General features: G+C 39.4%; 25 protein-coding genes. 12 read left to right on the forward strand and 13 right to left on the reverse strand.

Annotated elements, in window-relative coordinates; genetic code table 11:
- Positions 1-307: 307 nt before the first annotated feature.
- Together ACPUEN_RS04215 and ACPUEN_RS04220 are read left to right on the forward strand one after the other, a co-directional pair.
- Positions 308-901 carry a DUF6252 family protein gene (locus ACPUEN_RS04215; RefSeq protein WP_425638767.1) on the forward strand — a complete coding sequence of 198 codons (594 nt, stop codon included), beginning with the start codon at positions 308-310 and terminating at the stop codon, positions 899-901.
- A gap of 49 nt (positions 902-950) precedes the next feature.
- Positions 951-1,706 (forward strand): hypothetical protein, encoded by a 756-nt coding sequence (locus tag ACPUEN_RS04220; protein WP_425638769.1) that lies wholly within the window; start codon positions 951-953, stop codon positions 1,704-1,706.
- 105 nt (positions 1,707-1,811) lie between these two features.
- Here the strand turns inward: ACPUEN_RS04220 and ACPUEN_RS04225 are convergent, their stop codons facing one another.
- On the reverse strand, positions 1,812-3,110 hold the full coding sequence (locus ACPUEN_RS04225; RefSeq protein ID WP_425638771.1) for a DUF3472 domain-containing protein: 1,299 nt from the start codon (positions 3,108-3,110) through the stop codon (positions 1,812-1,814).
- A 109-nt stretch (positions 3,111-3,219) separates the two neighbouring features.
- On the opposite strand from ACPUEN_RS04225, the gene ACPUEN_RS04230 reads away from it, so the two are divergent.
- The 4 genes from ACPUEN_RS04230 (at position 3,220) to ACPUEN_RS04245 (ending at position 6,421) form a co-directional block, all read left to right on the forward strand.
- A complete protein-coding gene (locus ACPUEN_RS04230) occupies positions 3,220-3,831 on the forward strand; it encodes a class I SAM-dependent methyltransferase (RefSeq protein ID WP_425638772.1) in 612 nt (203 codons plus the stop codon).
- A gap of 55 nt (positions 3,832-3,886) precedes the next feature.
- Positions 3,887-4,906 carry an aldo/keto reductase gene (locus tag ACPUEN_RS04235; protein ID WP_425638774.1) on the forward strand — a complete coding sequence of 340 codons (1,020 nt, stop codon included), beginning with the start codon at positions 3,887-3,889 and terminating at the stop codon, positions 4,904-4,906.
- A gap of 245 nt (positions 4,907-5,151) precedes the next feature.
- A complete protein-coding gene (locus ACPUEN_RS04240; protein WP_425638775.1) occupies positions 5,152-6,015 on the forward strand; it encodes a hypothetical protein in 864 nt (287 codons plus the stop codon).
- A gap of 4 nt (positions 6,016-6,019) precedes the next feature.
- Positions 6,020-6,421, forward strand: coding sequence for a hypothetical protein (locus tag ACPUEN_RS04245; protein ID WP_425638777.1), 402 nt, complete (start codon positions 6,020-6,022; stop codon positions 6,419-6,421).
- An 8-nt stretch (positions 6,422-6,429) separates the two neighbouring features.
- Here the strand turns inward: ACPUEN_RS04245 and ACPUEN_RS04250 are convergent, their stop codons facing one another.
- Both ACPUEN_RS04250 and ACPUEN_RS04255 read right to left on the reverse strand, forming a co-directional pair.
- Positions 6,430-7,044 carry a DUF4230 domain-containing protein gene (locus tag ACPUEN_RS04250; protein ID WP_425638779.1) on the reverse strand — a complete coding sequence of 205 codons (615 nt, stop codon included), beginning with the start codon at positions 7,042-7,044 and terminating at the stop codon, positions 6,430-6,432.
- Between the two features lie 177 nt (positions 7,045-7,221).
- The gene (locus tag ACPUEN_RS04255; protein ID WP_425638780.1) at positions 7,222-9,915 is read right to left on the reverse strand and encodes a DUF7133 domain-containing protein; all 2,694 of its coding nucleotides are present in this window, start codon (positions 9,913-9,915) and stop codon (positions 7,222-7,224) included.
- Between the two features lie 311 nt (positions 9,916-10,226).
- Here ACPUEN_RS04255 and ACPUEN_RS04260 point away from each other — a divergent pair, with 311 nt between their 5' ends.
- Positions 10,227-10,511 carry a hypothetical protein gene (locus ACPUEN_RS04260; protein ID WP_111610208.1) on the forward strand — a complete coding sequence of 95 codons (285 nt, stop codon included), beginning with the start codon at positions 10,227-10,229 and terminating at the stop codon, positions 10,509-10,511.
- Between the two features lie 118 nt (positions 10,512-10,629).
- On the opposite strand, the gene ACPUEN_RS04265 is transcribed toward ACPUEN_RS04260, so the two are convergent.
- Positions 10,630-11,133, reverse strand: coding sequence for a DinB family protein (locus ACPUEN_RS04265; RefSeq protein ID WP_425638782.1), 504 nt, complete (start codon positions 11,131-11,133; stop codon positions 10,630-10,632).
- A 203-nt stretch (positions 11,134-11,336) separates the two neighbouring features.
- Between ACPUEN_RS04265 and ACPUEN_RS04270 the strand changes: the two genes are divergently transcribed.
- Positions 11,337-11,732: a heme-binding domain-containing protein gene (locus ACPUEN_RS04270; protein ID WP_425638784.1), complete on the forward strand. Its 396-nt coding sequence runs from the start codon at positions 11,337-11,339 to the stop codon at positions 11,730-11,732.
- Positions 11,733-12,197, forward strand: coding sequence for a heme-binding domain-containing protein (locus ACPUEN_RS04275; RefSeq protein WP_425638786.1), 465 nt, complete (start codon positions 11,733-11,735; stop codon positions 12,195-12,197).
- A 127-nt stretch (positions 12,198-12,324) separates the two neighbouring features.
- On the opposite strand, the gene ACPUEN_RS04280 is transcribed toward ACPUEN_RS04275, so the two are convergent.
- Complete coding sequence (locus ACPUEN_RS04280; protein ID WP_425638787.1) at positions 12,325-14,673, reverse strand: TonB-dependent receptor domain-containing protein; 2,349 nt, start codon at positions 14,671-14,673, stop codon at positions 12,325-12,327.
- A 1,151-nt stretch (positions 14,674-15,824) separates the two neighbouring features.
- Here ACPUEN_RS04280 and ACPUEN_RS04285 point away from each other — a divergent pair.
- A complete protein-coding gene (locus tag ACPUEN_RS04285) occupies positions 15,825-17,123 on the forward strand; it encodes a serine hydrolase domain-containing protein (RefSeq protein ID WP_425638789.1) in 1,299 nt (432 codons plus the stop codon).
- A 290-nt stretch (positions 17,124-17,413) separates the two neighbouring features.
- Here the strand turns inward: ACPUEN_RS04285 and ACPUEN_RS04290 are convergent, their stop codons facing one another.
- The gene (locus ACPUEN_RS04290; RefSeq protein WP_425638791.1) at positions 17,414-17,857 is read right to left on the reverse strand and encodes a hypothetical protein; all 444 of its coding nucleotides are present in this window, start codon (positions 17,855-17,857) and stop codon (positions 17,414-17,416) included.
- Between the two features lie 19 nt (positions 17,858-17,876).
- Positions 17,877-18,488, reverse strand: coding sequence for a hypothetical protein (locus ACPUEN_RS04295; RefSeq protein WP_425638793.1), 612 nt, complete (start codon positions 18,486-18,488; stop codon positions 17,877-17,879).
- A gap of 83 nt (positions 18,489-18,571) precedes the next feature.
- Between ACPUEN_RS04295 and ACPUEN_RS04300 the strand changes: the two genes are divergently transcribed.
- Both ACPUEN_RS04300 and ACPUEN_RS04305 read left to right on the forward strand, forming a co-directional pair.
- Positions 18,572-18,775, forward strand: coding sequence for a helix-turn-helix domain-containing protein (locus ACPUEN_RS04300; RefSeq protein WP_425638795.1), 204 nt, complete (start codon positions 18,572-18,574; stop codon positions 18,773-18,775).
- A 9-nt stretch (positions 18,776-18,784) separates the two neighbouring features.
- Entirely contained in the window at positions 18,785-19,243 is a 459-nt protein-coding gene (locus ACPUEN_RS04305; protein WP_425640245.1) for a very short patch repair endonuclease, read from the forward strand.
- A 25-nt stretch (positions 19,244-19,268) separates the two neighbouring features.
- On the opposite strand, the gene ACPUEN_RS04310 is transcribed toward ACPUEN_RS04305, so the two are convergent.
- The 6 genes from ACPUEN_RS04310 to ACPUEN_RS04335 all read right to left on the reverse strand — a co-directional run bounded on the left by ACPUEN_RS04310 (position 19,269) and on the right by ACPUEN_RS04335 (position 23,217).
- Positions 19,269-20,348 (reverse strand): restriction endonuclease, encoded by a 1,080-nt coding sequence (locus tag ACPUEN_RS04310; protein WP_425638797.1) that lies wholly within the window; start codon positions 20,346-20,348, stop codon positions 19,269-19,271.
- Positions 20,242-21,510, reverse strand: a complete 1,269-nt coding sequence (locus tag ACPUEN_RS04315) for a DNA cytosine methyltransferase (RefSeq protein WP_425638799.1) — start codon at positions 21,508-21,510, stop codon at positions 20,242-20,244. Before ACPUEN_RS04315 ends, ACPUEN_RS04310 begins: the two co-directional genes overlap by 107 nt.
- Before the next feature lie 91 nt (positions 21,511-21,601).
- Complete coding sequence (locus ACPUEN_RS04320) at positions 21,602-22,033, reverse strand: hypothetical protein (protein WP_425638801.1); 432 nt, start codon at positions 22,031-22,033, stop codon at positions 21,602-21,604.
- A 544-nt stretch (positions 22,034-22,577) separates the two neighbouring features.
- Entirely contained in the window at positions 22,578-22,820 is a 243-nt protein-coding gene (locus tag ACPUEN_RS04325; protein ID WP_425638803.1) for a hypothetical protein, read from the reverse strand.
- A gap of 11 nt (positions 22,821-22,831) precedes the next feature.
- The gene (locus ACPUEN_RS04330; protein WP_425638805.1) at positions 22,832-22,981 is read right to left on the reverse strand and encodes a hypothetical protein; all 150 of its coding nucleotides are present in this window, start codon (positions 22,979-22,981) and stop codon (positions 22,832-22,834) included.
- 53 nt (positions 22,982-23,034) lie between these two features.
- Entirely contained in the window at positions 23,035-23,217 is a 183-nt protein-coding gene (locus tag ACPUEN_RS04335) for a hypothetical protein (protein ID WP_425638806.1), read from the reverse strand.
- Between the last annotated feature and the right edge of the window lie 40 nt (positions 23,218-23,257).

Below are 23,257 nucleotides of genomic sequence, written 5' to 3' on the forward strand. Positions count from 1 at the left end.
GATTTAGTTTTCCAAATCAATTTTTTAAAAGTCCATGAACTCTGGTTTAAAAATAACAGCTGCATGATCTCTCATGTAATACAGTAATAGAAGCCAGTCTTTTCAATTTCAGAACTGTTTATTCCATGGCATGGCTTGTGAGCTCTGTATATGAAATAGCTTGCTGACGTACGCAAACAAGCTGTTTAATGGAATTTAATTCTGTACGAATCGAAATTTATGTGTATTTATTCCTCAGAACGTGAAGAATGCGTACAATTTTAGTTTTCTAGTGTCTAAACCTTCCACTGCTAATTGCTCTCAAATTATGTCAGATAAAACCCATAAACTCATTTTATTTCTAGGCCTATTTTCTTTTGGATTATGTAGTTGCGATGCATTAGAGGAAATCATACCCGATAAAACAAATGCTGGTGTAATCAGTGCTATGTTGAATGGAGAGGCTTTTAAAGTAGAAGGAGGCAAGGGCATACTGGCTTCTGAATTTCTGAAAGCAGAATTGGATTCCTCCAGTACTGATTTTTTACTGACCATCTATGGAATTCAGATAGAAGATGACAAGAAAGCCTTAGCAATGGGTATTCAACTGGCTGGTGAAGCTATAGTGGATGTTCAGCCAGGAGATGTCTTCACTGATTGGATTTTGGTTGATGATGTGTCCAGCACCTTTAAAGGAGCCAAAGGAGCTGTAGAAAAAAGAATTTCTGCGAATTCCGATGAAAACGTATTCAAAGCCAGCTCTTACAATACGGATGAAATGACTTTGACCATTTCAGAAATTGATCTTGAAGCGCAAGAAATCTCAGGAACCTTCAACTTTTCAGCTTTGGATACCGAAAATGATACCCTGATCCATGTGACCGAAGGCATATTTGAGCAGGTAAAATGGAAAGCATTATAACTATAAAACACTACCCTTTAATCTATTTATGAACTTAATCACAACTATTATGAACAGAAAAAACAGTTTTAAAACCATCCTATTAGCTGCTTCTGCAGGGATATTAGCGGTTGCTTGTACAGAAAAAGATGAAATGCCTAATTATCCGAAGAGCGAAGTAAAGATATTGGCAACTATTGATACCGGGGAAGGAGACACAGGTGCACGTACCAATAACTTAATTTATGGAAACTTTGAGATTTCGGATATTAAGGTTTCTATCGATAATCTCAAATTGATTCTTCGCGGAACCAATGATAACAGCAAGAAACCAAGCATTGTACAGGTAAGGGAGAATTCTCCACAAGTAATTACTTTACTCGAAGATGGAAATATTTATGAGCCATTAATTGCTACGGCAATGGCTTATGACGGGGTGTACGGCAAACTAAACTTTGACCTAGTTCAAGCCGAAAATGTACCTGAAGATGATGATATCCACGGGCTGTCTCTTTTTGTAAGAGCCCAGTGGTTTGACACGCCTGCTCAACTTTATATTGATTTAGAGGATGAGGTCAGTATTCAGTTCAACAAGGGTATTGAAGTAGCTGGATCGATTTACTTGTATTTGACTTTGTACCTAGACACACTTCTTGAAGGTATAGATCCTAATCTTGTATCTGATGGAAATGGTGATGGATTGGTAGAAGTAGGGCCAAATGACGAAGATGGAAACGGTGAAGCGTATGATGCCATTATCGCCAATTTGGAAAATTCGCTTTATTTGAAAAATGGGGAATTCAAGGAAGATAAGGCAAAGAATTGAAAGCTAATCGCCCTATAATTTTAAATTTCTAGCAATTGTACCATCAGCTGATTTTGGATTTTAGTCCAGAATTAGCTGATGTTTTTTGTTAGATTAAGAGCTAAACTATGGAAGTTTTTTAAAGTTGATTTTTGGTTCAAGACCAGTTAGTTTTCTACGGTGTATACTATTTAATTTCTCATTTTTATCGAAAAAACCTCCATTTTTTAGATAAAACTGTCCCGATTTTTCTCCTCCCGCATAGTCCATTCTATAGCCTCGCTTAGCGATATCATCACCTGTAAATTTTGCTTCAGTTAATTCTATCCAATTCCCATTCTCATCAGCAGCCCATTGGTTTCCATAATTGGCTGTGCGTTCAAGGTGACCAGATTCTGGCACAAAATTCTCCAGAAATGAATGAGGTCTCTTATTCCAAGTATCTGTTTTAGGCCTTAAAAAACAAGCAATTAGCATCCATTTTCCTTCTTCAGGATCCATGAAATAGGCAGTGTAAATCGTGTTTCCTTTACCATCAGGCTCCACAGAGTTAAGAAAGCGATAAGTTTTTCCCGCCTTCCAGTTATACCTGAGAAAGCTCTGACCACCGGAACCTTCATTTCCAAATTCACCAGTATAGACATCTTCCCCTTTTTTCAGAAGAATGATTTTTTCCTCATCAGGAATTTCGCCTGGATTATCAGTTTTGAAAGGACTCCAAACCGAAAACAGAATTCTTCGCTCAGTCTCAGAGTTGACTTGAATTCCAAAATATCCCTCAGCAAAGCCATTGGCCATAAAGTAGGAGCCAATCGGATCGGAACCTACAGGAACTGTTACTTCATTGTAGAACCATTTGAAGTCTTTATTCTCAGGTAAAGTATAGGACAGGTGAACAGAAGGTCCTCTTCGTCCCCAATAAAAGCGATTGGAATCATTGTCTTTGACAAACGCTAATTCAAGTTCTCCTTCGTAGGAGATTAGGAGACTTTTAAGTTGAGCAAAGTGATTCCCTGATTTTTTGATACCTTTTAGTTTGATCTCGTTATAACCCTCAGTTAGTTTAAATTCACCTACTTCTATGCTTCCGGATTGTCCTTTTTTTATAGAGATATCTTGAGTATTATTCAGTGATATACTTATTTCAGAATCAGCTTCCTGTGTAGCTATATCTAAGGAAATTAGCACTGCTTTCTCTTCAGAAGATTTCACATAAACGCTGAATTCACTCGCTGCATTTGACCAAGTCAATATTCCAGCTTCTCCAATTTTTTCTTGGTCACTTCCAGCTGTTTGAAAGGTGTTTCCACCTAGAGGGACAGTTATTGAATTTTTATTTTCCTGTATTGGGGATTTTGCTGCAGATGAAATTACAAGGCATAGAGTTAAAGCAAAATATAGGACAGTCCGCAAGGTGTATTTCATTGAAGTTTGAGAGGATTTTTATAAAGATATATTTCCAAAATGAAATAGGGTAATTAGCAATAACTTTATGCCGAAGTTCTTAAAATTACATTCGAGTAAATAATATGAAATGAGCGTTTCATTTACCCAAGACGGAGTGAAATTAACTGATGAAGTGATCAATGCACTTTATCCTATCAAAATGCAGAACCTTTCCAGTACACATTGGACTCCAGTTGAAATAGCTAAAAAAGCCATAAAGTTTTTAACTGAAGGTGTGCGGGATGTAGTCCTGGACTTGGGGTCTGGGTCTGGAAAATTTTGCCTAGTAGCTGCGTTATCGTCCAGTGCGGATATAGTGGGAGTGGAGCAAAGGGAAAATTTGGTTCTGCTTTCTAGAAAAATCTCGAAAAACCTAGGGCTGCAAAACCTAAATTTCCTTCATGATGATTTAATTGATGTTGATTTTAAAGACTATGATTCCTTCTATTTTTTCAATGCTTTTGAAGAGTTTATTAATCCCAAAGATAAACTAGACACACAGCAGGGTTTGGATGAATTAGCTCATCAAAAGTATATTCAATTGCTACGGGAAAAGTTTGATCAGACTCCAGCCGAAACTAGAATTGTGACTTATTGTGGAGCCTGTGAGGAGATTCCGGAGAGCTACAGGTTAGTAAAATCCGAGAATAAAGGGAAATTAAAATATTGGGAGAAGAGAACTTACAAGAAACTGTTTTAAGTAGTCTCCTGTTTACAAGACGTAACTCTTTTTTTAAGCACAAAATAACAACATTATGAAGTACAATTCTGTCGGGAATACCGGCTTATTGGTATCCGAACTTTGCTTTGGAACCATGACTTTTGGAGGTCAGCAAGAGGATATGTGGGCTAAAATCGGTAAACTACAGCAAAAGGAAGTAAATGAAATGCTTACTGCCGTAGTCGAATCCGGAATCAATTTTATCGATACTGCAAACGTGTATTCCTTTGGTCAGTCTGAACAACTTTTGGGTCAGGGATTATTGGATATTGATGTGCCTAGAGATGAAGTGGTAGTCGCTACTAAACTTCTGGCAAAGATGAAGGACAAACCAAATAGTGCCGGACTCTCTAGATACAACATTTTCAATTCAGTAGAAGCTAGCTTAAAAAGGCTTCAAATGGATTACGTCGATATTCTATATGTTCACGGAGTTGATCCGCTGACCTCACTAGAAGAAATCGTTCGCTCTCTCAATGACATTGTGGAATCCGGCAAAGTTCGATACATCGCAATTTGCAACTGGCCAGCTTGGATGGTTGCCAAAGCTCAGGCGATTGCACATTACCAGGGATTGCACAAATTCATGGGTCTTCAGTATTATTACTCTGCTGTGAGCCGGGATATTGAGCATGAATTAGTTCCGATGGCAGTCGACCATAACATCGCTATTTTCCCATGGAGCCCATTAGCAGGAGGGTTTTTGACAGGCAAGTTTACCAGGGAAGGTGCTGATGCTGATTCTAGAAGGGCGAGTTTTGATTTCCCTCCAATAGACAAAGAAAAAGCGTATGATTTGGTGGATATAATGTCAGATTTAGCCAAAATTCATGATGCAAGTATCGCTCAAGTTGCCTTAGCTTGGGTTAGACAGCAGCAGGGAGTTACCAGCACAATCATCGGAGCAAAAACGCTGGCTCAGTTAAAGGATAATGTAGATTCCACGCAACTGCTTTTGACTGAAGATGATCTGAGGAAAATTGATAAAATCAGTCCACTTCCAATGCAGTATCCTGGCTGGATGGTGGAAAGACAGTCTAATTATAGAAAGTAAGTATTCGACTAGTCGAGAATAATTTTTTTCAAAAACTGAAATAATCTAGAGACAGAAGAGTGGATTGGTAGTCCATTTTTCTGTCTCTTTTTTTCTGATTATAGGATATTTCCAGCGTGAAATATTGATAGCATCAGTATAGTATAAAACTTTAAAATTTCTTGCTATCTTATTGAGGCTAAATCCTATGTAAGTTTTTATAGCTAGGAAAGCGTTGATTCAATCAACCATTTTTAAAATAGTACATGATGAAGAAATACCTTTTAAAAAGTAGGCTAACACTCATTCTTTTTGCCTTGTCATTAGCTAGCTGCGTCAACCTCAAGTCTGTTGGTGATTTTACAGCTTCCTCTATAGAAAGCATCAAGAATTTTGAACAAATAGACTATTCCTTTTTGCAGCATTGCCTGGATAGGTGTGCTGAAGAAGCTATTAGATTGTACGAAATAAAAAGAGCCCAAGAGTGTACCTGTGCTCTCTATGAAGAAGCTGACAGTGTCGCTCAGGTGTTTTACAATACAATAGGGGGGTATTTCGAAGGGCTTGGGCAGCTTTCACAAAATGAACTCACAACCTACAGTAGCGAAGCTTTAATAGGAGCTCTCACTTCCCAAGAAGTAGGTCCTCTTCAAATCGATGCGCGAACTGCTTCCGCTTTTTCAAGTCTTTCGAATACACTTCTGAGAGCCTCTACTGATTTTTACCGGAGAAAGAAGCTGGCAAAATATATAGAAGAAGCAAATGAGCCCATTCAGATTTTGCTGGAAAAGTTTGAAGTGATCGTCAGTACCAATCTCAAAGGTGAATTGAGATTCAAGCGAGAGCGATTGTATGCCTATTACATGGATATGAAAATGAGTAGAACTGTGATTTCAGAATACGAAAAAGGGCAAGCAACAGCAGATTATTATCAAGCTTTAGGGGAAATTAAGCGGAAAGAAATGGAGCTTGAGGTATTTGGAAAAAGTCTGAAGGAAATAGCAAAAGGGCACCAGGTATTATATGACAATAGAAATGAACTATCAGTCAAAAGTCTCCAAAACTTAGCAAAAGGATACTCTAGTAACATTAAAGTTCTAATCTCCGAATTCAATAAACTTAACCACTGATACTATGGCCAATTTGACTTCCGATCAAGCAACCCAATTGTCTGATAATTTTTACAATTTGGCAAAGGCAATTGGTGACTTCAGGTATGAAAACTGGGATAAGCTTTCCTTTGAAGAAAATAAGGAGCTAAGCGAAACTCAAAATATGTTGCTTCAGACAGGTGAGGATATTTTGGCTTTTTCTACCACTCTGATTATGGATGAAACCATTGATTCTTTAGCCAAAATAAATTCAATTGCTGGTGAGATTCAGGATTCAATCAAGAAGCTCAACAATATTCAAAAGGGCCTGAATGTAGCTGCAGCAATTCTGCTTCTGGGGGTTGCAATTGTTAATCGTGATACCAAAGGAATTGGTGACTCAATCAAAGGAGTATATGAAACTTGGCAAGCTCCAATCCTTTAGCTGAAAGATTACTTTTTAGGAGAAATTAATTGCTCTTCATTTTCGATCACTTCTTCGTTATAGACAAGTGTCCATTCCAATGATTTGGTGAGGATGAAAATGTTGAGCAGTTCGCTCATCAAGCGATCTTGGGCATCAGACTTAAGAGTGGATTCATCGATTTTCTTGCGAAACTGAGCCGTTATGCTGGTTTTGATCTTGTTGTAATCCTTGCCTTCAAATTGATTAAGGTAATCCTGGGTTACATCGTAGTATTCGAACTCAGGATACACATTGACCACTGGCTCGGGGATTCTAACTATGGTAACGGTTTTGTTTTCTATATCAATTTCAGTTTCCATCTGACGCAAATCATATTCTACCGTAGCCTTCGCCTTAGCGATGATCAATGCCTTTTTATCTGCGCTGACTAGGTTTAGAAAAAGTTTCTGGGAGTTTTTGTAAGTGAAAACCTGAGAATAATAGGCTTCTGTTACGATTAATTTACCCACTTGTTGTATCTGCTGCTGTATCATGGAAGAATTAGCTTGCAGTTCGGCTTCTTCGTTTTTATTGTTAACAAAAAGCCAGATACCACCAAGGAGTAACAGTGCCGCTAAAAATCCAATTACAAATTTGATCATAAGAATTTATCTGAAGGATTGGCTTAAAAGTACGGGAATTGATTAGAAAGGATATACTTAAGTAGTATTAACTCTAATTCCAATATGAAAAACCAGAGTAGTCAAAAAAAAGCGATGAGATCGTCCCATCGCTTAATTTTCTAACTCTTATAGATCTTTTAATTTCCATCTAATAGTTCACCTTGCATAAAGTGTCAATGACTTCATCGCCCATGGTGACTCACCTTTTTCCATGCTTTCAATTTTCAGGAACCTTGAAGTTCCATCTGCTTTCCACTGAACCGTATTTTCTCCCTGATTTCCTTTTGCCTCTGCTACTTTCGTCCAAGCTTTACCATCAGGCGAAGTAGATACCGAATATGCAATTGGAAACTCTTTATTTCCAGCGTCAAACTGAACTTCAGTAATATGCTTTGCGGAAGGAAGTTCAACCTGGAACCACATGCCAGGTTCTTGGCCACCATCTGTTTTCCAACCTTTGTAAGTGAATGCATAAGAGGGATCTTTCGTTGAGCCAACTCCCTGCAAGGCAGTGCTGCTCGCCGATATTTTCCAGTTATCCTGTAGCGGAAGTGCTTTAGGGATTTCTGAGACAAGTTCATCAAACTCGTAGGTTCCCTCTTTTTCAGCTGTTTCTTTTCTTAGTTGAGCTACATATTCAGGACTTACGAAGCTTCCTGAATTTCCAAAGTCGTTTCGGATATATGAAACTACAGAAGCAATATATTCATCGTCATTGCTATCCATCGCGATCATTACTCCCTCGTATTCCTTTCCATCAAGTGCTCCGTTCAATCCATGCAGCAAGGTTTTAACTGCATATTCTGGATGCCCCATTAGTCTTTGAGAACCGGAGAAAGCTGGAGCAATCAGCTCACCGCCACCAGTAGGAGTACCCAAGCCTTTTGCACCGTGGCAAGTGGAGCAATAGCTATCGAAGATGGTTTTTCCTTTGGTGAAAAGCGCTAGTTGTTGAGGTTCAAACTGCGTGGCAGCCAGCTCCTTTTCCTTTGCCAAACGCTCCAATAACTGAGTCCCAACAAGCTGCATTCCCTGAGATTGATTTTCTGCCAAAGTGGATTTAATCAATTCTTCATTCTGATCAATTTTAAGAACATAGGCACTTAACAAAGCTTGCAAAGCAACATCCTGTGAGGAGTCTTTGATCATTTCCTGGTAATCGGCTGCCAAACTCTTCTCGCCATATTTGTAAAGACTTTCGCTTGCACGAAGCGCCTGAATTCTAATTTGAGGACTTTCATCCTTCATCAGCTTTTTAATCATTGGAAGTTTAAGAGCATTCAATCCTTCAAGAGTCCATAGAGCGTGAATTCTAGCCAACTCATTGTCAGAGGTATTTACTAGTTTTTCCAATTCAGCCACCACTGATTTATCCTGATTCAGGATGATGAGCTGCTGAGCTTTATCTCTCCACCATCCATTTGGATTGCTGAGGTGACGCACAAGTTCTGCTGAAGTCTCATCCAGCATCTTTGGCTTCTCCTTATTTCTTTCCATTCCCTCGTATGTCAGTCTCCAGATTCGCCCATTTCCAGCAATGTCATCCATTTGATATTGTTGGATTTTGGTTCGTAGGTAGCTTCCTTCTTGAGTCCAGTTTCCCTGCTGAATAATACCGCGATACATATCCACGATATACATAGTTCCGTCAGGAGCTGTGGCGATATCTACAGGCCTAAACAGAGGGTCTGTAGATTGTATAAACTCAGATTGAGCTTCTCGGTAGGGATTTTGGATGTACGACAATCCATCTGTTTTCTCTGTATTTACTTGGCGAACTATACGGCCCACTGGCTCACCATAGAAATATTTGTTTTGAATATCTGCCGGAAGTCTGTCTCCGCGGAATACGTCATTTCCAGCAGCACCGGTGACATTATTTAGTGATCCGTCAGCTTTAGCTTCCCGCATTCCAGGTTGGAAATCAGCTAATTTCACCAAGCTAAATGGCTCTCTGAAACCGTCTTTGTACTGGCCTTTGACTCCAAAATTACCATAGACTAGCGGGAACTGAAATCCTTGTGGCACTCCACCAGCGCCATCCTGGAACCAAGTCTGTCCATAATTATCCTGAGTTACTCCCCATTGGCCCCATGGGTTTCCTGCAGGTTCTTGAATGACTCCGTCAGGTGTCCAGCGGATTCTTCTGGAATTATAGGTGCTATACATCCAGTTGTCCAAGGTCCAAGTCAGGAAGCTAGTCTGATGCTCTACATTACCGGATCTTCCCAACCCAGAAGCAAAAAGCTCCTTTTTGTCCGCCTTTCCGTCACCATCAGTATCGGTGTATTTATAGACATTGTCCTCATTTGACTCCATGGATAGAATGGTGTTTTTGCCAAAAGGAACCACATATCGAGGAAATACAAGGCTATCCAAGAAGATGACACTTGTTTCATAAACGCCATCATTGTCTTTGTCTTCCCATCTGGAAATCCTTGAAGTAGGCATGAGTTCGCCTGTGGCGTCGATATCCTGCATGTAAGTTCTAAGCTCGAGGACATACATACGCCCATTTCCGTCAAACTGAATTGCCGCAGGTTCACGGATCTGAGGTTCAGAAAGAATTGGCTCTAGCTTGTATCCTGGCTGAAGAATAAATGATTTCAATTCTTCATTCGCCGAAACGGGTATCAAAGGTGCCTGAGGACTGAGGTCTATGCCTTTCCAAACGGGCGATTCCATATCCGCATCTTCAGGGATGCTTATGGCAGGGTAGGGCTGTTCCAATCTCTTAGGATCCATGGAATCCGCCGGTGATACATCAAAAGGTGATTTTTCCGGTGTACAACTGGAGAAAATAGCCAGAGTTACAGTACAGGAAAGTATGAGTTTATTTGAAATTCTCATTAAGAAATGTGACTAGGTTTATCATTGATTTCCTTCATTTTATGGAGGAATTGCAAAATATGAGATTCTATGCGAAAAGGGGATACCAAAGAAATAATTGTGTTAAAAATTATCTTTTGAGTACTTAATATACCAAGCAAGCAACTGGCTCATACTAGATTTTAGCAGTTGATTTTTTAAAGAAAATAGAAGTAATAGCTAGTCTAAATTCAAGATTTATAGGAGGATATGTTTCATCTAGATTTTATTGTAGCTGTTAAAAGTTGTATATTCTAATCTTAGTTAACTTCTATAAACCTAAAATAACGACCATGGATAAGTTAGAAAAACTAGAAATGATGGATAAGATCCTGAGAGAATTTGATGATTTGAAGAATAGTCAGACCTCTGTTTTGAAGAAAATATCGAAGATTGAAGCCGATAACATCAATCTCGGTGTTAGCCTCCTGGAGAAAAAATTACCAGATATGTGGTCAAATGTAGATAGCAACCTTGCTTTGGTCACTTCACTAGAAGAAGAATTCCAAGAGCTTCGGGATAAATTTTACACTGACAATAATATCAAGGCTTTACAAGATGAAGCAAACAAAGCTTGAGTCCAACTTATTGTAAAGTTAGAATCCTTGCATAAAGCAGGGATTTTTCATTTTTATCCAGATAGGTTAAAGTAAGGATAATTATTCTGGCTATTCCAATTTGCAAACCCTATAAATCCTAGTTCTGTAAAACCTTCACAGTGACGAGCAATTGCCCGAAATGCCGCTGTGTATGTTCTGCAGCATGAAAAAGTAATCCTCCAACAGTAGAAGGGAGTTGAGCTCTTCCTACACCACGGAATTCAGTCAAGGTATCGGCATTGATTTTTGCTACAAATTCTAAAAATGACCGAATCTGCAAATCAAAAAAACTCAAGAGTTCCTCAGTTGTCAGGTTGTGGTCCAGTTCACCTTCCTTTTTCAAGTAATCAAATTGATTCTTGCTAAGAGATTCCTCTTTAACATAAGTTACCATGCGATCTAAAACTCCAGCAATATGCTGCAAATGAAAAGCTGGACTCGCCATTCCTGCAGGTCTTTCCCAAAGTAAATCTGATGGAAAATCTTTCATCAAGTCATGCATTTCCTCCTGAGCTTGCAGGACTGCATGCACTACAGGTTGCAAAAGGAGTGGGTAGCCATCAATTGGTCCTCTAAGCCATACTTCGGGTTTCTGCGTCATGGAAGTAAGTTAATAGTGAAGGGTAAGTGCTTACAAAGTTAATTTTTTGGTAGCGATGATTTAGAAGTAGAATCAAAAAACCATAGAATAGTCTTAAATTTTGCCATTTATCAAATTTTTATATAAAAATAGTGAGCATATAATCTTATTGTATCTGCTATACGTATTAAATTCCGAAGAATATTTCACTAACCTCTATGACTATGAAAAAATTCGCTTTACTCCCAGTTGCCGCTATTGTAGGCTTATTATTTTTCCAGGCTGCACAAAAGCCAGAACCTGAAAAGCATCCTGATCTCAATTTATTTGACGCAAAAATGCCTGCCAATGTGAAAGCTGTGGTAGAGCAGAAGTGTTATGGATGTCACAATGCTGAATCTAAAAATGAGAAAGGCAAGAAGAAATTGGATTGGGATTTTTTCGAAGCAGAAAAGAAATCCAAGCAACTGGCCACCATGTCCAAAATCAATGAAGTACTGACTGAAGGCGATATGCCCCCAGCTAAGTTTTTGGAGAATAAGCCTGAAGGAAAACTCTCGGACGAAGAGATGGCAATCTTGAAAGAATGGAGTGCAGGAAAAAAGAAAAAAGCAGAGTAAATGAAGGCTTGGCAATACACAGGGCTAGCAATAGCCCTGATTTTTCTTGGAATTCAATTCGTTCCCATCGATCTTCCGGAAGTGTCCCAGGATAATCCTGGTGATTTACTGGGTTCGGGTATTGTAGATGGAGAGGTGGCAGATTTACTACAAACTGCCTGTTACAATTGCCATAGCAATGAAACTCAATACCCTTGGTATTCTCAGGTTGCACCTGTTTCTTGGTTGGTAGCTAAGGATGTAAAGATGGCTAGGGAAGAGGTTAACTTTTCTACTTGGGATAAATACGAGCTGATGGATCAGCTGGCAATTTTGGATGATATTTATTCGAATGTGGAAGAGAAGCACATGCCTTTGCCGATTTACATCACCATGCATGCTGAGGCAGATTTGAATGATGCACAGCGACAAAAAATAGTCGAATGGGCGGAGGCTGCCATGGATATCATTGCAGAGGAATATTGAAGTTTTATTCTTTATCGCAGAAATAAGGGATAATGCTAAATGCTAAAGTCAGAATTCTGAACTTGCTGAAATTGGATTTTGAAAACAAGTCCAATTTGAGATAGGAATGGAATTTAAGCTATTCCTATTAGAAATTATACCTCGCAGTTAACAGCATAATGCGTGTTTCCTGCTTGGAATAGTAATCCTGAGAAAAGCTATTTGTCAGGGAATTCCCCGAATACCTTCTGGAGTCAAACACATCCCTCACAGCCAAGGTCACACTTCCCTTATTATTCAAAAATGATTTTTGGAGACTAGTATCCAAGTAATAGACTGCCAGGCTTTTTCCCTGAGCCTGTATCTCAGGAGATTCGTAACTGGCGGCTAGCTGGAAGTTAAATCCAAATGGAAGTTTAAAATCCTGATTCAATTTAGCATTCCAAGTAAAGCCCTTATTTGTGAATTCCTCGCTGATATTGGAAGCATCTACCACGATTCTTGTAAAAGTCAAACCACCATTCAATGAATACCAGTCAGTCAGCTCTGCCGTACCGATAAACTCCACTCCATAAAGCTGGGCAAAGTTTAAATTGTCAGGCTGAGAATAGGAGATACCATCCTCTATGATCGTGATAAAGTCAATTTGATTGTTAATTTTTCTGTAAAATAGATTTGTGGTCAAACTCGTTTTCTCAAAGTTAGCCAAGTGACCAAACTCAAATGAATTAATCATTTCTGGGATCAAATTGGGATTTCCCCTTCTCACATTCAAGCTATCTGTGATATTAGGAAAAGGATTCAATCTCCAAGCTCTTGGTCTATCAATTCTCCTGCTATAGGTGAATTTTATGCCGTGGATGTCATTTAATTTATACAATCCCTGTACGCTGGGAAAGAGATTGAAATACCGCTGTTGATTCTCTTCCTCAGAGTTATATAAGTAGGTATCTACTTGAGTATATTCTCCACGAAGGCCAAGGCCATATTCAAACTTTGGTTTGACACCAGAATAAATCAGGTATCCCGCATGAATTTGATCCTGATATAAAAAGCGATTGCTCACCGCCGGATCTCTCACAAAATCCTGACTGCCCTCATCAAAGCGTTGATAGATGAAATCATTGTCAAACTCCCGTATGTTGGATTTTAATCCTGTTTCGAACTTCCCATTTTCCAAGGGTTGTATGTAGTCAGCCTGCAGAACCGTGATATTTCTCACTTCATCGGTAAAAGCCCGCTCTCTTCCTGTTAGATTCTCCGAATCCAGAATCAAGGTATTATTGAAGATTTCAATATTCTGAGTCTTAAACTGGTTTCTAAACGAATGACTGGCAGTTGCTCTGAAGAGATGTCCTTTTTCTTTGAAGTTGTGTTCAAAAATCAAGGCATTGTCCAAGCCATCATCACTTTCACTTTCATTATTTCTCCGGATATAGTCGAAATCTTGCCCTAAACGTCTCTGCTGAGCATAAAGCGTATTGATATTTAAAGTCTCATTGGCTTGAAAAACTCCCTCATAACTCAGGGTGTTATTTCCAAAATAGAAGTCCGCCCCAAAGTTCAGATTATTGCCAATATCTGAGTCAGAACTTTTAGTGGTTTGATCCAGCATTTCATTGTCTTCGAAAATTAGACGGGAAGAATTTCGTTCTCCGATAGATTTCCAATTTCTATAATTGTAGCCAGCGTAGACGTTGAATTTTAGATTTCTGTGATTGATTCTACCTCCTAAATTGGTTCTACCTCTTGTTCCATAAGTAGCTTCTGCACCGCCATGAGTTCCTAGTTCTATGCCTTTTTTCAAAACGATATCGATCACACCTCCTTCTGCCTCGGCGTCGTAGCGTGCATTGGGATTGTTGATGATTTTGATCTCTTCCACCACCGAAGCTGGCAATTGATCTAAATTCTGAGTAAGGGAAGAATTACGTCCATTGATCAGAATATTGGTGTTTGAACTTCCCCGAAGTGATATGCCTCCATCATCGCCTACAGAAACTGAAGGTGTATTTCGAAGGATATCCAGGAGGGTTCCTCCAGCATTTGCCAGGTTGTTTTCAGGAGTGATGATCAGACCTTCCAGGGTGGATCGAACTGGGAGCTTGGAAGTTTCTACTACCACTTCGTCCAGGTTTTTGCTATCACTTTCAAAAGTCAATGGACCCAGATTAGTAGCTCCATTCACAGCTATATCAGAAACAATCAGGTCTTTATAGCCTATGAAAAAGGCTTTGAGTAAATAATTGCCTTCAGGGATTGATATATTGAATTCACCGGACTCATTGGTATCAGAATAGGCTTCAGGGGTTTTGTCTTGCGCTGTAGCAAACAACGCCACTTGGGCATAACCCACAGGTTCCTTGGTTTTAGAATCAATCAATTTTCCAGACACCTGAGCCTGCTGCGCAACTGAGATTAGGGGAATAAAAAATAATGGAATTAAAACAAGGAAAAGCGTTCTAAAGTATCGCTTTTCAAGAAAGTTACTATTCATCGAAATTGGCTTCAAAAATTAGGTTGAGACTTTATACTATCATAACAGACTTTAGCTCAAGATGTTTCTGTCAATTGATAATTGCTATTTATCTTAAAAGGACGTATACAAAATCCCACAGGTTAAATTGAATTTGGAGCCTGTTTTTTTAATATAGATCTCAGCTTTTATGCTACCTGACCTTGGGTACTTTTTGCACCCTTAGGCAGTATCTCCCCATTTTTGGCAAATTCTTTCTGGTGAAAATGATGCAATCTGAAATGGTTGCGCAGCTTAAGTTCACAGGTTTTATATAAAAATTAGCTTGAAAAGGCCTTCTGAGTAGGCAAAAGGAATCTGAATAGATTCTAATTAGCCTTTTTAAACCATTATCGGATTGAATTTTGTGACTTAAATGGTATCAATATGAAACACTAATCCAATTTTATGGTTGAAGTGATTTCTGATATATAAGTAACCCAAAAGCACTCATGATGAATAACTTATTATTAAAATATATTTCTACAGTATACAGTTTACTTTTAGTATTACTTCTAATTCCAAGCCTTTCATATTCTCAAGTGCCAAAAGGTGTTCCCAAACCTACCGGTCCAATTGACTTATCCGAGACCAGCAACGTTGTCATATTTATTGCTATTCCTGCTCTTATTCTTATCATATTCCTAATTTTTAGAAAAAGAATAAAGAAAGTAAAAGAGGATAAAAAAGAGAGACTTAGAAAAGGCGAATAAGCTTTAACACCGTCTAAAGTTGTAGTAAAACCTCCATCTAAAGCTGGAGGTAATTGATTGGTATCGAAATCCTACGATAGTTTGAATTCCCTATCACTAGGAATGCGGCTTTAGCCCATTCCTGTTGATGATTAATCCCAGATCCCCGGCTTTAGCCAATATCAACGAGATGGAATTATTCGGCTAAAGCCGGAAAACAATTTTAGGTATTTGTTTGAAACCTCCAGCTAAAGCAGGAGGTAATTGATTGGTATCGAAATTCTACAATGGTTTGAATTCCCTATCACTAGGAATGTGGCTTCAGCCCATTCCTGTTGATGATTAATCCCTGAACCCCAGCTTTAGCCAGAACAGTACGAATTTGCCTTCAGCTCATTCTATTGCTTATTTTTCAATAATTTTAAAGCAAACTCTGCCAGAATGAAAAAAATAGCGATACCCATTTTCTTATTTATCACCGGGATCCAACTTGGATTTGCCCAGCAGGAACTTATCCATGCCACCCCGTCCAAATTAGGATTTGATGAAGATTTCATCAACCGCAACGTGGATTCAATCATGAAAATGGGTATGGACAGTTTGGCCTTTCCCGGTGCACAACTCTTGATAGCAAAAAACGATACGATCATTTTTCACAAAACATACGGCTATCATACCTACGACAATCAGACGCCAGTCGCATTGAACGATTTATACGATTTGGCATCGGTGACCAAAATTGCCGGGCCTTTACCCGCATTAATGAAGTTGGTCGATGAGGGAAAGCTTGATCTGGACAAACCTTTCAGTACCTATTGGGAACCTTGGAGAAAGCAAAAAGACAAAAAAGACATTACGCTTCGGGAGATACTGGCACATCAGGCAGGTTTAGTACCTTACATTGTATTTTTGAATGAGGTGGTACGGAAAAATGGCAAGATCAAAAAACGATTTGTGCGTCAGTCGCCTGATAAGCGATTTCTGGGTCGGGTAGATGATAGTCTATACATCAACAATCGTTTTGAGCGGAAAATGAACCGAATCATCAACCGATCCGAAGTCTCTTATGAAAAGAAATACCTGTATTCAGGACTTACATTTTTGATTTTCCCCAGGTTGATCGAGCAGCTCACAGGAACGGACTATCAAACCTATTTGGATGAGAATTTCTACAAGCCCATAGGTGCACATACCTTGGGATATTTACCTACAGGCAAAAACTTCATAAATGCCATTGTTCCTACCGAAGTGGATTCACTTTTTAGGAAAAGCTTGGTAAAAGGATGGGTTCATGACGAAAATGCAGCACTCAAAGGAGGGGTTTCCGGCAATGCAGGCTTGTTTGCCACAGCCGATGACCTAGCCAAACTGATGCTCTTGTATCAGAATTATGGTAGGGTAGAGGGGCAGCAGCTCATTTCTGCCGAAATCGTAAAAGAGTTTACCGAAGTACAATATCCAGAAAACGATAACCGCCGTGGGCTAGGTTTTGATAAACCTCTTCTGAACAATGCCGAGCTTGCCTTGGGCGAAGCTTATCCTTCCCCGTTGGTAAGTCCAGAAAGTTTCGGACACTCTGGTTTTACAGGAACATTTGTCTGGGCTGACCCTGTGAAAAAGATCACGTATATCTTTCTATCCAACCGGGTATATCCATCCAGAGCGCATCAAAACCTATACAGGTTACATATTCGGGAAGCTTTACAGGATGTTTTTTACAGGGCGGAGGGGAGGAATTGATAGTTATCGAAATTCTACGATGCTACTAATTCTCAATCAATAGGAATGTGGCTTTAGCCCATTCCTATTGAGTAATATTCCCCAACCCGGCTTTAGCCAAAATCAAGGGTAACCAATTATTCGGCTAAAGCCATAAAACGATTGCAGATTTTTTAACTCCATCTGAAGCTGGAGGGAATTGTTAGATATCGAAATTTTACGAGGATAGAAATTTCCTATCAATAGGAATGTGGCTTTAGCCCATTCCTAATTGTAGATAACATTCCCAAGCGGGGCTTTAGCCGAATCCTTTAAAAATATGTTTTTCTAGTCTGCTGTCTAAAAGAATTCAACAGCAATTCCCCAGCGGTCATTTCCCCGCCTTCATTTTCTAGCATTACATGGATGTTCAAAGTTTGGAGGGGTGCCTTGGTATTTTCCTCTTCCAGAATACGGACTATTTCTCCTGACACACTCAATCCTTCTTCTGTAAGTACAGTGGCAGGATGCCCAATTAGCTCAGAAGTATTCCAGTTCACAATTTCCAGATCCTCCAGTTTCACCATATTGATAGGAGGAAAAGAAAATCCTGTACCCAAGGCCAAAATATCTGCCCAGGGCGTATCAAAATAATCATAATCCTTTACCTCTAATAGTAAATACAACTGCCTTGGATCCTCATCTGGATATGGAGTGTGAAACTTGACCAAATGACCTCGCTTTGGCATGATAGGGTTTTCTTCAATTGCTTTCATGATGTTTATGTTTTACTTTTCAAAAAGGACGTTGTTTTATTTGATCCAATACTGCAGGCCTTAGGTCTTCTATTAACTGAAACTTTTCATTGGTTAAATACCCCACCACCAAGTTCTCTGTATCGAATCTTTGGGTTGGGTAAAACAAGGAAATAGCTTTCAAAGCTGCTTCAGAGTGAGTAGTGGCACCCCATGTCAACTTCACTTCCCTGAATACAAGTTTTTGGTTTTGAAATTCATGGACTGTTACGGGATCATGAAAGTGATTTAAAACAGAGTTAATCCTATCCTCAGTCCCTAAAGACACCATCACGTACTGCGTTACCGGAGCAAAATCCGCATAGTTCTGATTAATCCATTCCATTAGCTTCAATGCAGAATCCATCGCCTCTTTTGGTTTTTCAAACCATTCCGGCCAATCCAGGCTGTCAAAATCATATCGACCCAGTATTCCATTCATCTGGTTAAGACATAAAAAGTAGGGATCGGATGGGTATTCATCGAGGTGTTTCATGATAGAAATCAAAAACTCGTCGTCAAACCCTAAGAACTCCACATAGCCATTGGCTTCATCCAGATCACTGAGCTTCCAGTTTTCTGGCAACAATTCAGGTAAATGTTTTTTGTACATGATATCTTTAGTAAAATGCTGCTGTGATTAGTATAACTAAATATACTAAAAAATTTAAATGTTTACAATAGTAAACAAAATATATGGACATAAAAGAGATATTTGGAGAAAAAGTAAAGCTACTAAGAAAAGGTAAAGAGCTGTCACAAGAGGAGTTAGCTCTTAAATCTGGCCTCAACCGCCCTTACATCTCGGGCATCGAGCAAGGTAAACGCAATGTATCGCTCGAGGTAATGGAGAAGCTCGCTGAAGCATTGGAAATTCACATTAAAGAACTGTTTGAATAACGCCCCTACATAAGACCCAAAACAGCAGTCCCCCAGTTCTCTGAGGAAAATGGCTTCTACACCACCAAAGCCCGATCCTTCAACATGTCCAAAATCAGAGGCAAAAACACCAAACCCGAAAAACTCCTAAAGAAAGCCCTGTGGCATGCAGGCATACGATACAAATCACCCAAGATACCACTCCCCGGAAAACCCGACATCAGCCTGAAGAAATACAAACTCGTCATCTTCGTGGACGGCACCTTCTGGCATGGGTACAACTGGGAACACAGAAAGGAAACCATCAAGTCCAACCGGGAATTCTGGATCGCCAAGATCGAGCGCAATATGGAGAGAGACAGAGAAATCAATGCCTACTACAAATCAAAAGGCTGGACGGTGTTGAGGTTTTGGGATTTTGAAGTGAAAGGAGAGTTGGGCGTTAGTATCAAGAAGGTAGTGGATGTCATTGATCAAGAGAGTTTCTGAAACCTCAGAAACAGATTAAATCTTATCAGGCAACCCTTACTTCCTCCATAAAAGAATCTAAAAACTCTTGCGATACCCCAGCAATCTTCCTCCGTTGGCAAAGACTGTAAAGTTCCTCGACAGCCGAATAGGGGAAAAACTTCACATTAAGCTCGTGAAACTGTGGCTTGTTGGCTTCCTGAACCACCTTCTTCCGGTCATCATCTGAAGCTACTATCACATATCTTGTGGGGAAGGGAGGAAAGTGGTTTTTAAAGTTCAGCATTCGCGTAAGACCACTTGTCACTCCCGTGGAATGTTCCACTTCCATGACAGCAGGCATTAACTTTCCATTCTTAAACCAAATACAATCAATCAGCAGAGCGGCTTTTATCGCATCTACATGAGCCTTGATTAATAGCTCATCCTCTAATTTGGCAATTACCCCTTCATATTCTCCCAACCTCTTATTCTGATACATGATGCCTTTATCATTCTGGGCGATCCATGTCCTGAAACCTAGTTGTAAACCAATATAATATAAAGCTATCTGGATTTGAGCATGCCTTCTTTGCATATCTATATCCAGCTCCAGATTCTGGTTTGAATCAGGGAGAACCAATGAATCATAAAAGACCTCCATCGCCGGGATTTCCGATATTACCATGTCTGTCGATGTTTTTGTAGCAACTCCATTTATATGGGGTGACTCAGGTTTCCATATCAGGTGTTTATGACCTTCCTTGATTTTAGTCTTTGAATTGATACTCTCTATTCTTCCCGGATAGCAATAATAAAATTGTGGGGTGTGCACCAACAGTGCCTCCAGTACAGATCTGGTATTATAGCTAGCCCCTAAAATACGATCCACATTAATGGGCTGATTTGGCTGAATTGCATTTGCAAGCCTCCAAAGCATTTGTTGTGAAATACTTACCAGAGGCTTTCCTTCTATTGACTCCCCCTTGCTAGGGTCCCAACGTCGTATTCGAATAGGACCCTCCGGCAATTCCACATGATCAATTTTTATTAGCCCCTTGTTCTTCGGGTTCAAGTACTGATAACTGTGTTGCTTCGGCAATTGATTTATAAAGGCTGCCAGATTCTGAGCTGTCAATTTCTCCATCAAGGTATGGTTTATAGGTTGGGTCTATGGTTCCCAAAAAGTTTAATATCGTCAAAGCTAATCCTTTGGCTGCCAGAAATGGAACTCCATTGCCTATAGCCTTAAAGGAATTACTTAATGTGATATGATCCGGGATGACAAATTCTTTAGGAAGTGACTGAAGTGAGAGTGCTTCTGCTACTGAGATTCTTCTAGGCAAAAATGGGTGTAAATGCACTTCATTGTTACCGTATGCTGCAGTAGGAGAGTATCTCCAACGATGAAGTCGCTTATAAGATTTCTTTTTATCGTCACCCTCTGAGATTGTCTGAAATTTCACTAAGCCGGCACGAGGTTGAAAGTATTTGGAACTATTGGGATGATTCTCTACATCATTTTTTTTAAACCAGTGATTTACTGAAAGTTCCTTTAGAAGTCCATAAGGAGCTGGTCTAAGACCATTTGACAGAAACGGTTCAATTTGTGGCCATTCTAAATTGAATATTGTTTTAGCATCATATTTTCTTGCGATGTCCCAATCAAAGTTCCATAGAAATTGGGTCTGATTATGTGCGTAGTCTTTTCTTTTTAGGAAATCCTTATGAAAACCAATCAGGATTATTCTATCCCTGTCTTGCGGGGCACCATACTCAATAGCATTGATCAACCGCTCAGTAAGGGAATATCCGTTTTTTTGAAGTTTGGATTTCAGGGATTCATAAAACGCGCGGTGTTTCTTCGTTCTCCAAAGTCCTTTGACATTTTCAAACAGAAAGAAATCAGGCTTGGTTTTACAGATAAGTTCAATATAGGTACCTGAAAGTTTACCATTTTCTCCTTCCTTACCTTTGTTTTTACCACCTACAGAGAAATCAGGGCAAGGAGGTCCTCCGATAAATCCAGTTACATCAAAGGATTGCTTGGTTTTATCCAGATCTTTGGATAGCACCCTTAGCCTAGAGTCTTCTAGAAAACCCGATATGTCTTGTACATGGTGTCCAAGAATAGGTTTCTTTATTCCCAAGTTCTCTCTGCTACCTTTATAGATTTCCATAAAGGGTGCATGGTATTCATTTACAAATACTGTTTCAAAACCTGAAGTTTTTTCAAAGCCAAGATCCAAGAAACCTGCACCAGCAAAAAATGAAAATATCCCAATTTTCTCCTCTATATTCTTTTTCATATTCACTTTATAAAACTACCATTTTTCATCTTACACAAAAACCCTTCACTAAACTATTCATAGCTCCTAGTTTGATTTCTGTATACTTTTTCTAAATATCTTGATATAGCTCTTTCAGACTTTTACACGCCTCATGCAATTCCCTAATTTGATCACGGAGCTGATTACTGCTAAAAGTTTCTGTATAACGCTCAATTCCAGTCTTTGAAGATCTAAACCGATGCCTGATATAACAGTCATCATCTGACATACTCCTCAAAATGATAGAATGTGCTAAGGAATTTCTTACCTCACGAAACCAATCGATTCTATCTATTAAATTAAGGAGCAGTTTAGAGTTTTCGTATCCAGATTCTGCGACTTTTTGTCGATATTCTACCAACTTATTTCCTGTTCTGATATTACCCATAAATTCAAACTTGGCTTGAGTCAACCCAAGTTTATGGAGTACATCATCAAGTAAGAATTCAGCTTGGCTAAAACCCAGAATTGCTTCACCAATGAGATGTTCGATTACCCCCATACCTTATTTGGTTTATTGAATTGGATGAATATCGAATATCATTTTTAAAGCTTTGCAAATATTCAGGATTTCTGACAACAAATGTCGGAGATAAGGATGGGGGAGTCTGTCCCCAACTAAGGATATTCTAATTTTGATAATTCATGAATCCCACAAGCTACAACAACCAATTCCTTTCCTCCGACCAACCCACCACCTGTCCACAATGCGGACTCAGGACAGAGATAATCGCTGACCTAAGCCATACCAGTAGCCAAACTCAAATTCATCAATGCCCGAATGCAACCTGTAGTTTTGAATTTGTGGTGACAGATGATGTTGAATAGAAGGTTTAATTTTCTTTATCTCTGATGATTATAATTTTTCCTTCTAAGACTAGATAGCTTTTCATTTATAACTAATGCTTGTTTCTAGGGCGGGGAGGTGGTCGTGGCAGCGGGCCAGGCGGTGGGTTTGTGCGGCGGAAGCTTTGCCACGACTAGGCTTTTTAGTCCTTTTGGGCCAAGCCAAAAGGACAGAAGAAATTCTGATCACTTTCACGATTTCACAGCGACACAAATTCTAAATACCCATCCAAAGCCACTTCAGTATCAAAATGAATACTCGTATCCTCACCAGTTTCAAAAAATAAGATCAGCGCTAGAATATCCACAAATACCCTGAAAGAATACCCTTCATAGTTATAAATGTAAAATGGCTTTGTTGTGGAGCCATCTGACATGTAGACGGTTTCAATCGTTCTAGACGATCTTAAATATTCGGTGTGGCAATAAATAAAAATATTCATGTTCTTAAAAACTACACTTCATAGCCCTTCACCAAAAACTTCAAAAACTCCCCGATCTCTCTTTCATCCGTAACCTCCTCATTCGTCTCTTCAAATCCCTCAAACTCATGCCACTCGTGATCAACTGCTGGGTTATATGGAGATCCGTGCAGTCTGGGCAATCCCCAATCATCATGGAGGACCGAGCGTTAAGAAATGATCCCTTTGGATCATTTTAGAGAGGGGCCAGGTTGTGGGTGGCTGCCAAGCAACCAAGCGTTAAGTAAAAATCCTGTGGACTTTTATGGCGAGTGGCCTCTTCCATAGTCAAGCCTCTTGGATTAGAAAATACAACCGAGCCAAACTCTTTATAATTATCAGCATCCCGGTAGCGGTAGTTCATTCTGAGATTATTCATAGTTTAAAGAAAATCAGAACTTTCATCTTATTGAAATCAC

Origin of the sequence: Algoriphagus yeomjeoni (assembly GCF_049821175.1) — a bacterium.
GTDB lineage: Bacteria > Bacteroidota > Bacteroidia > Cytophagales > Cyclobacteriaceae > Algoriphagus > Algoriphagus yeomjeoni_A.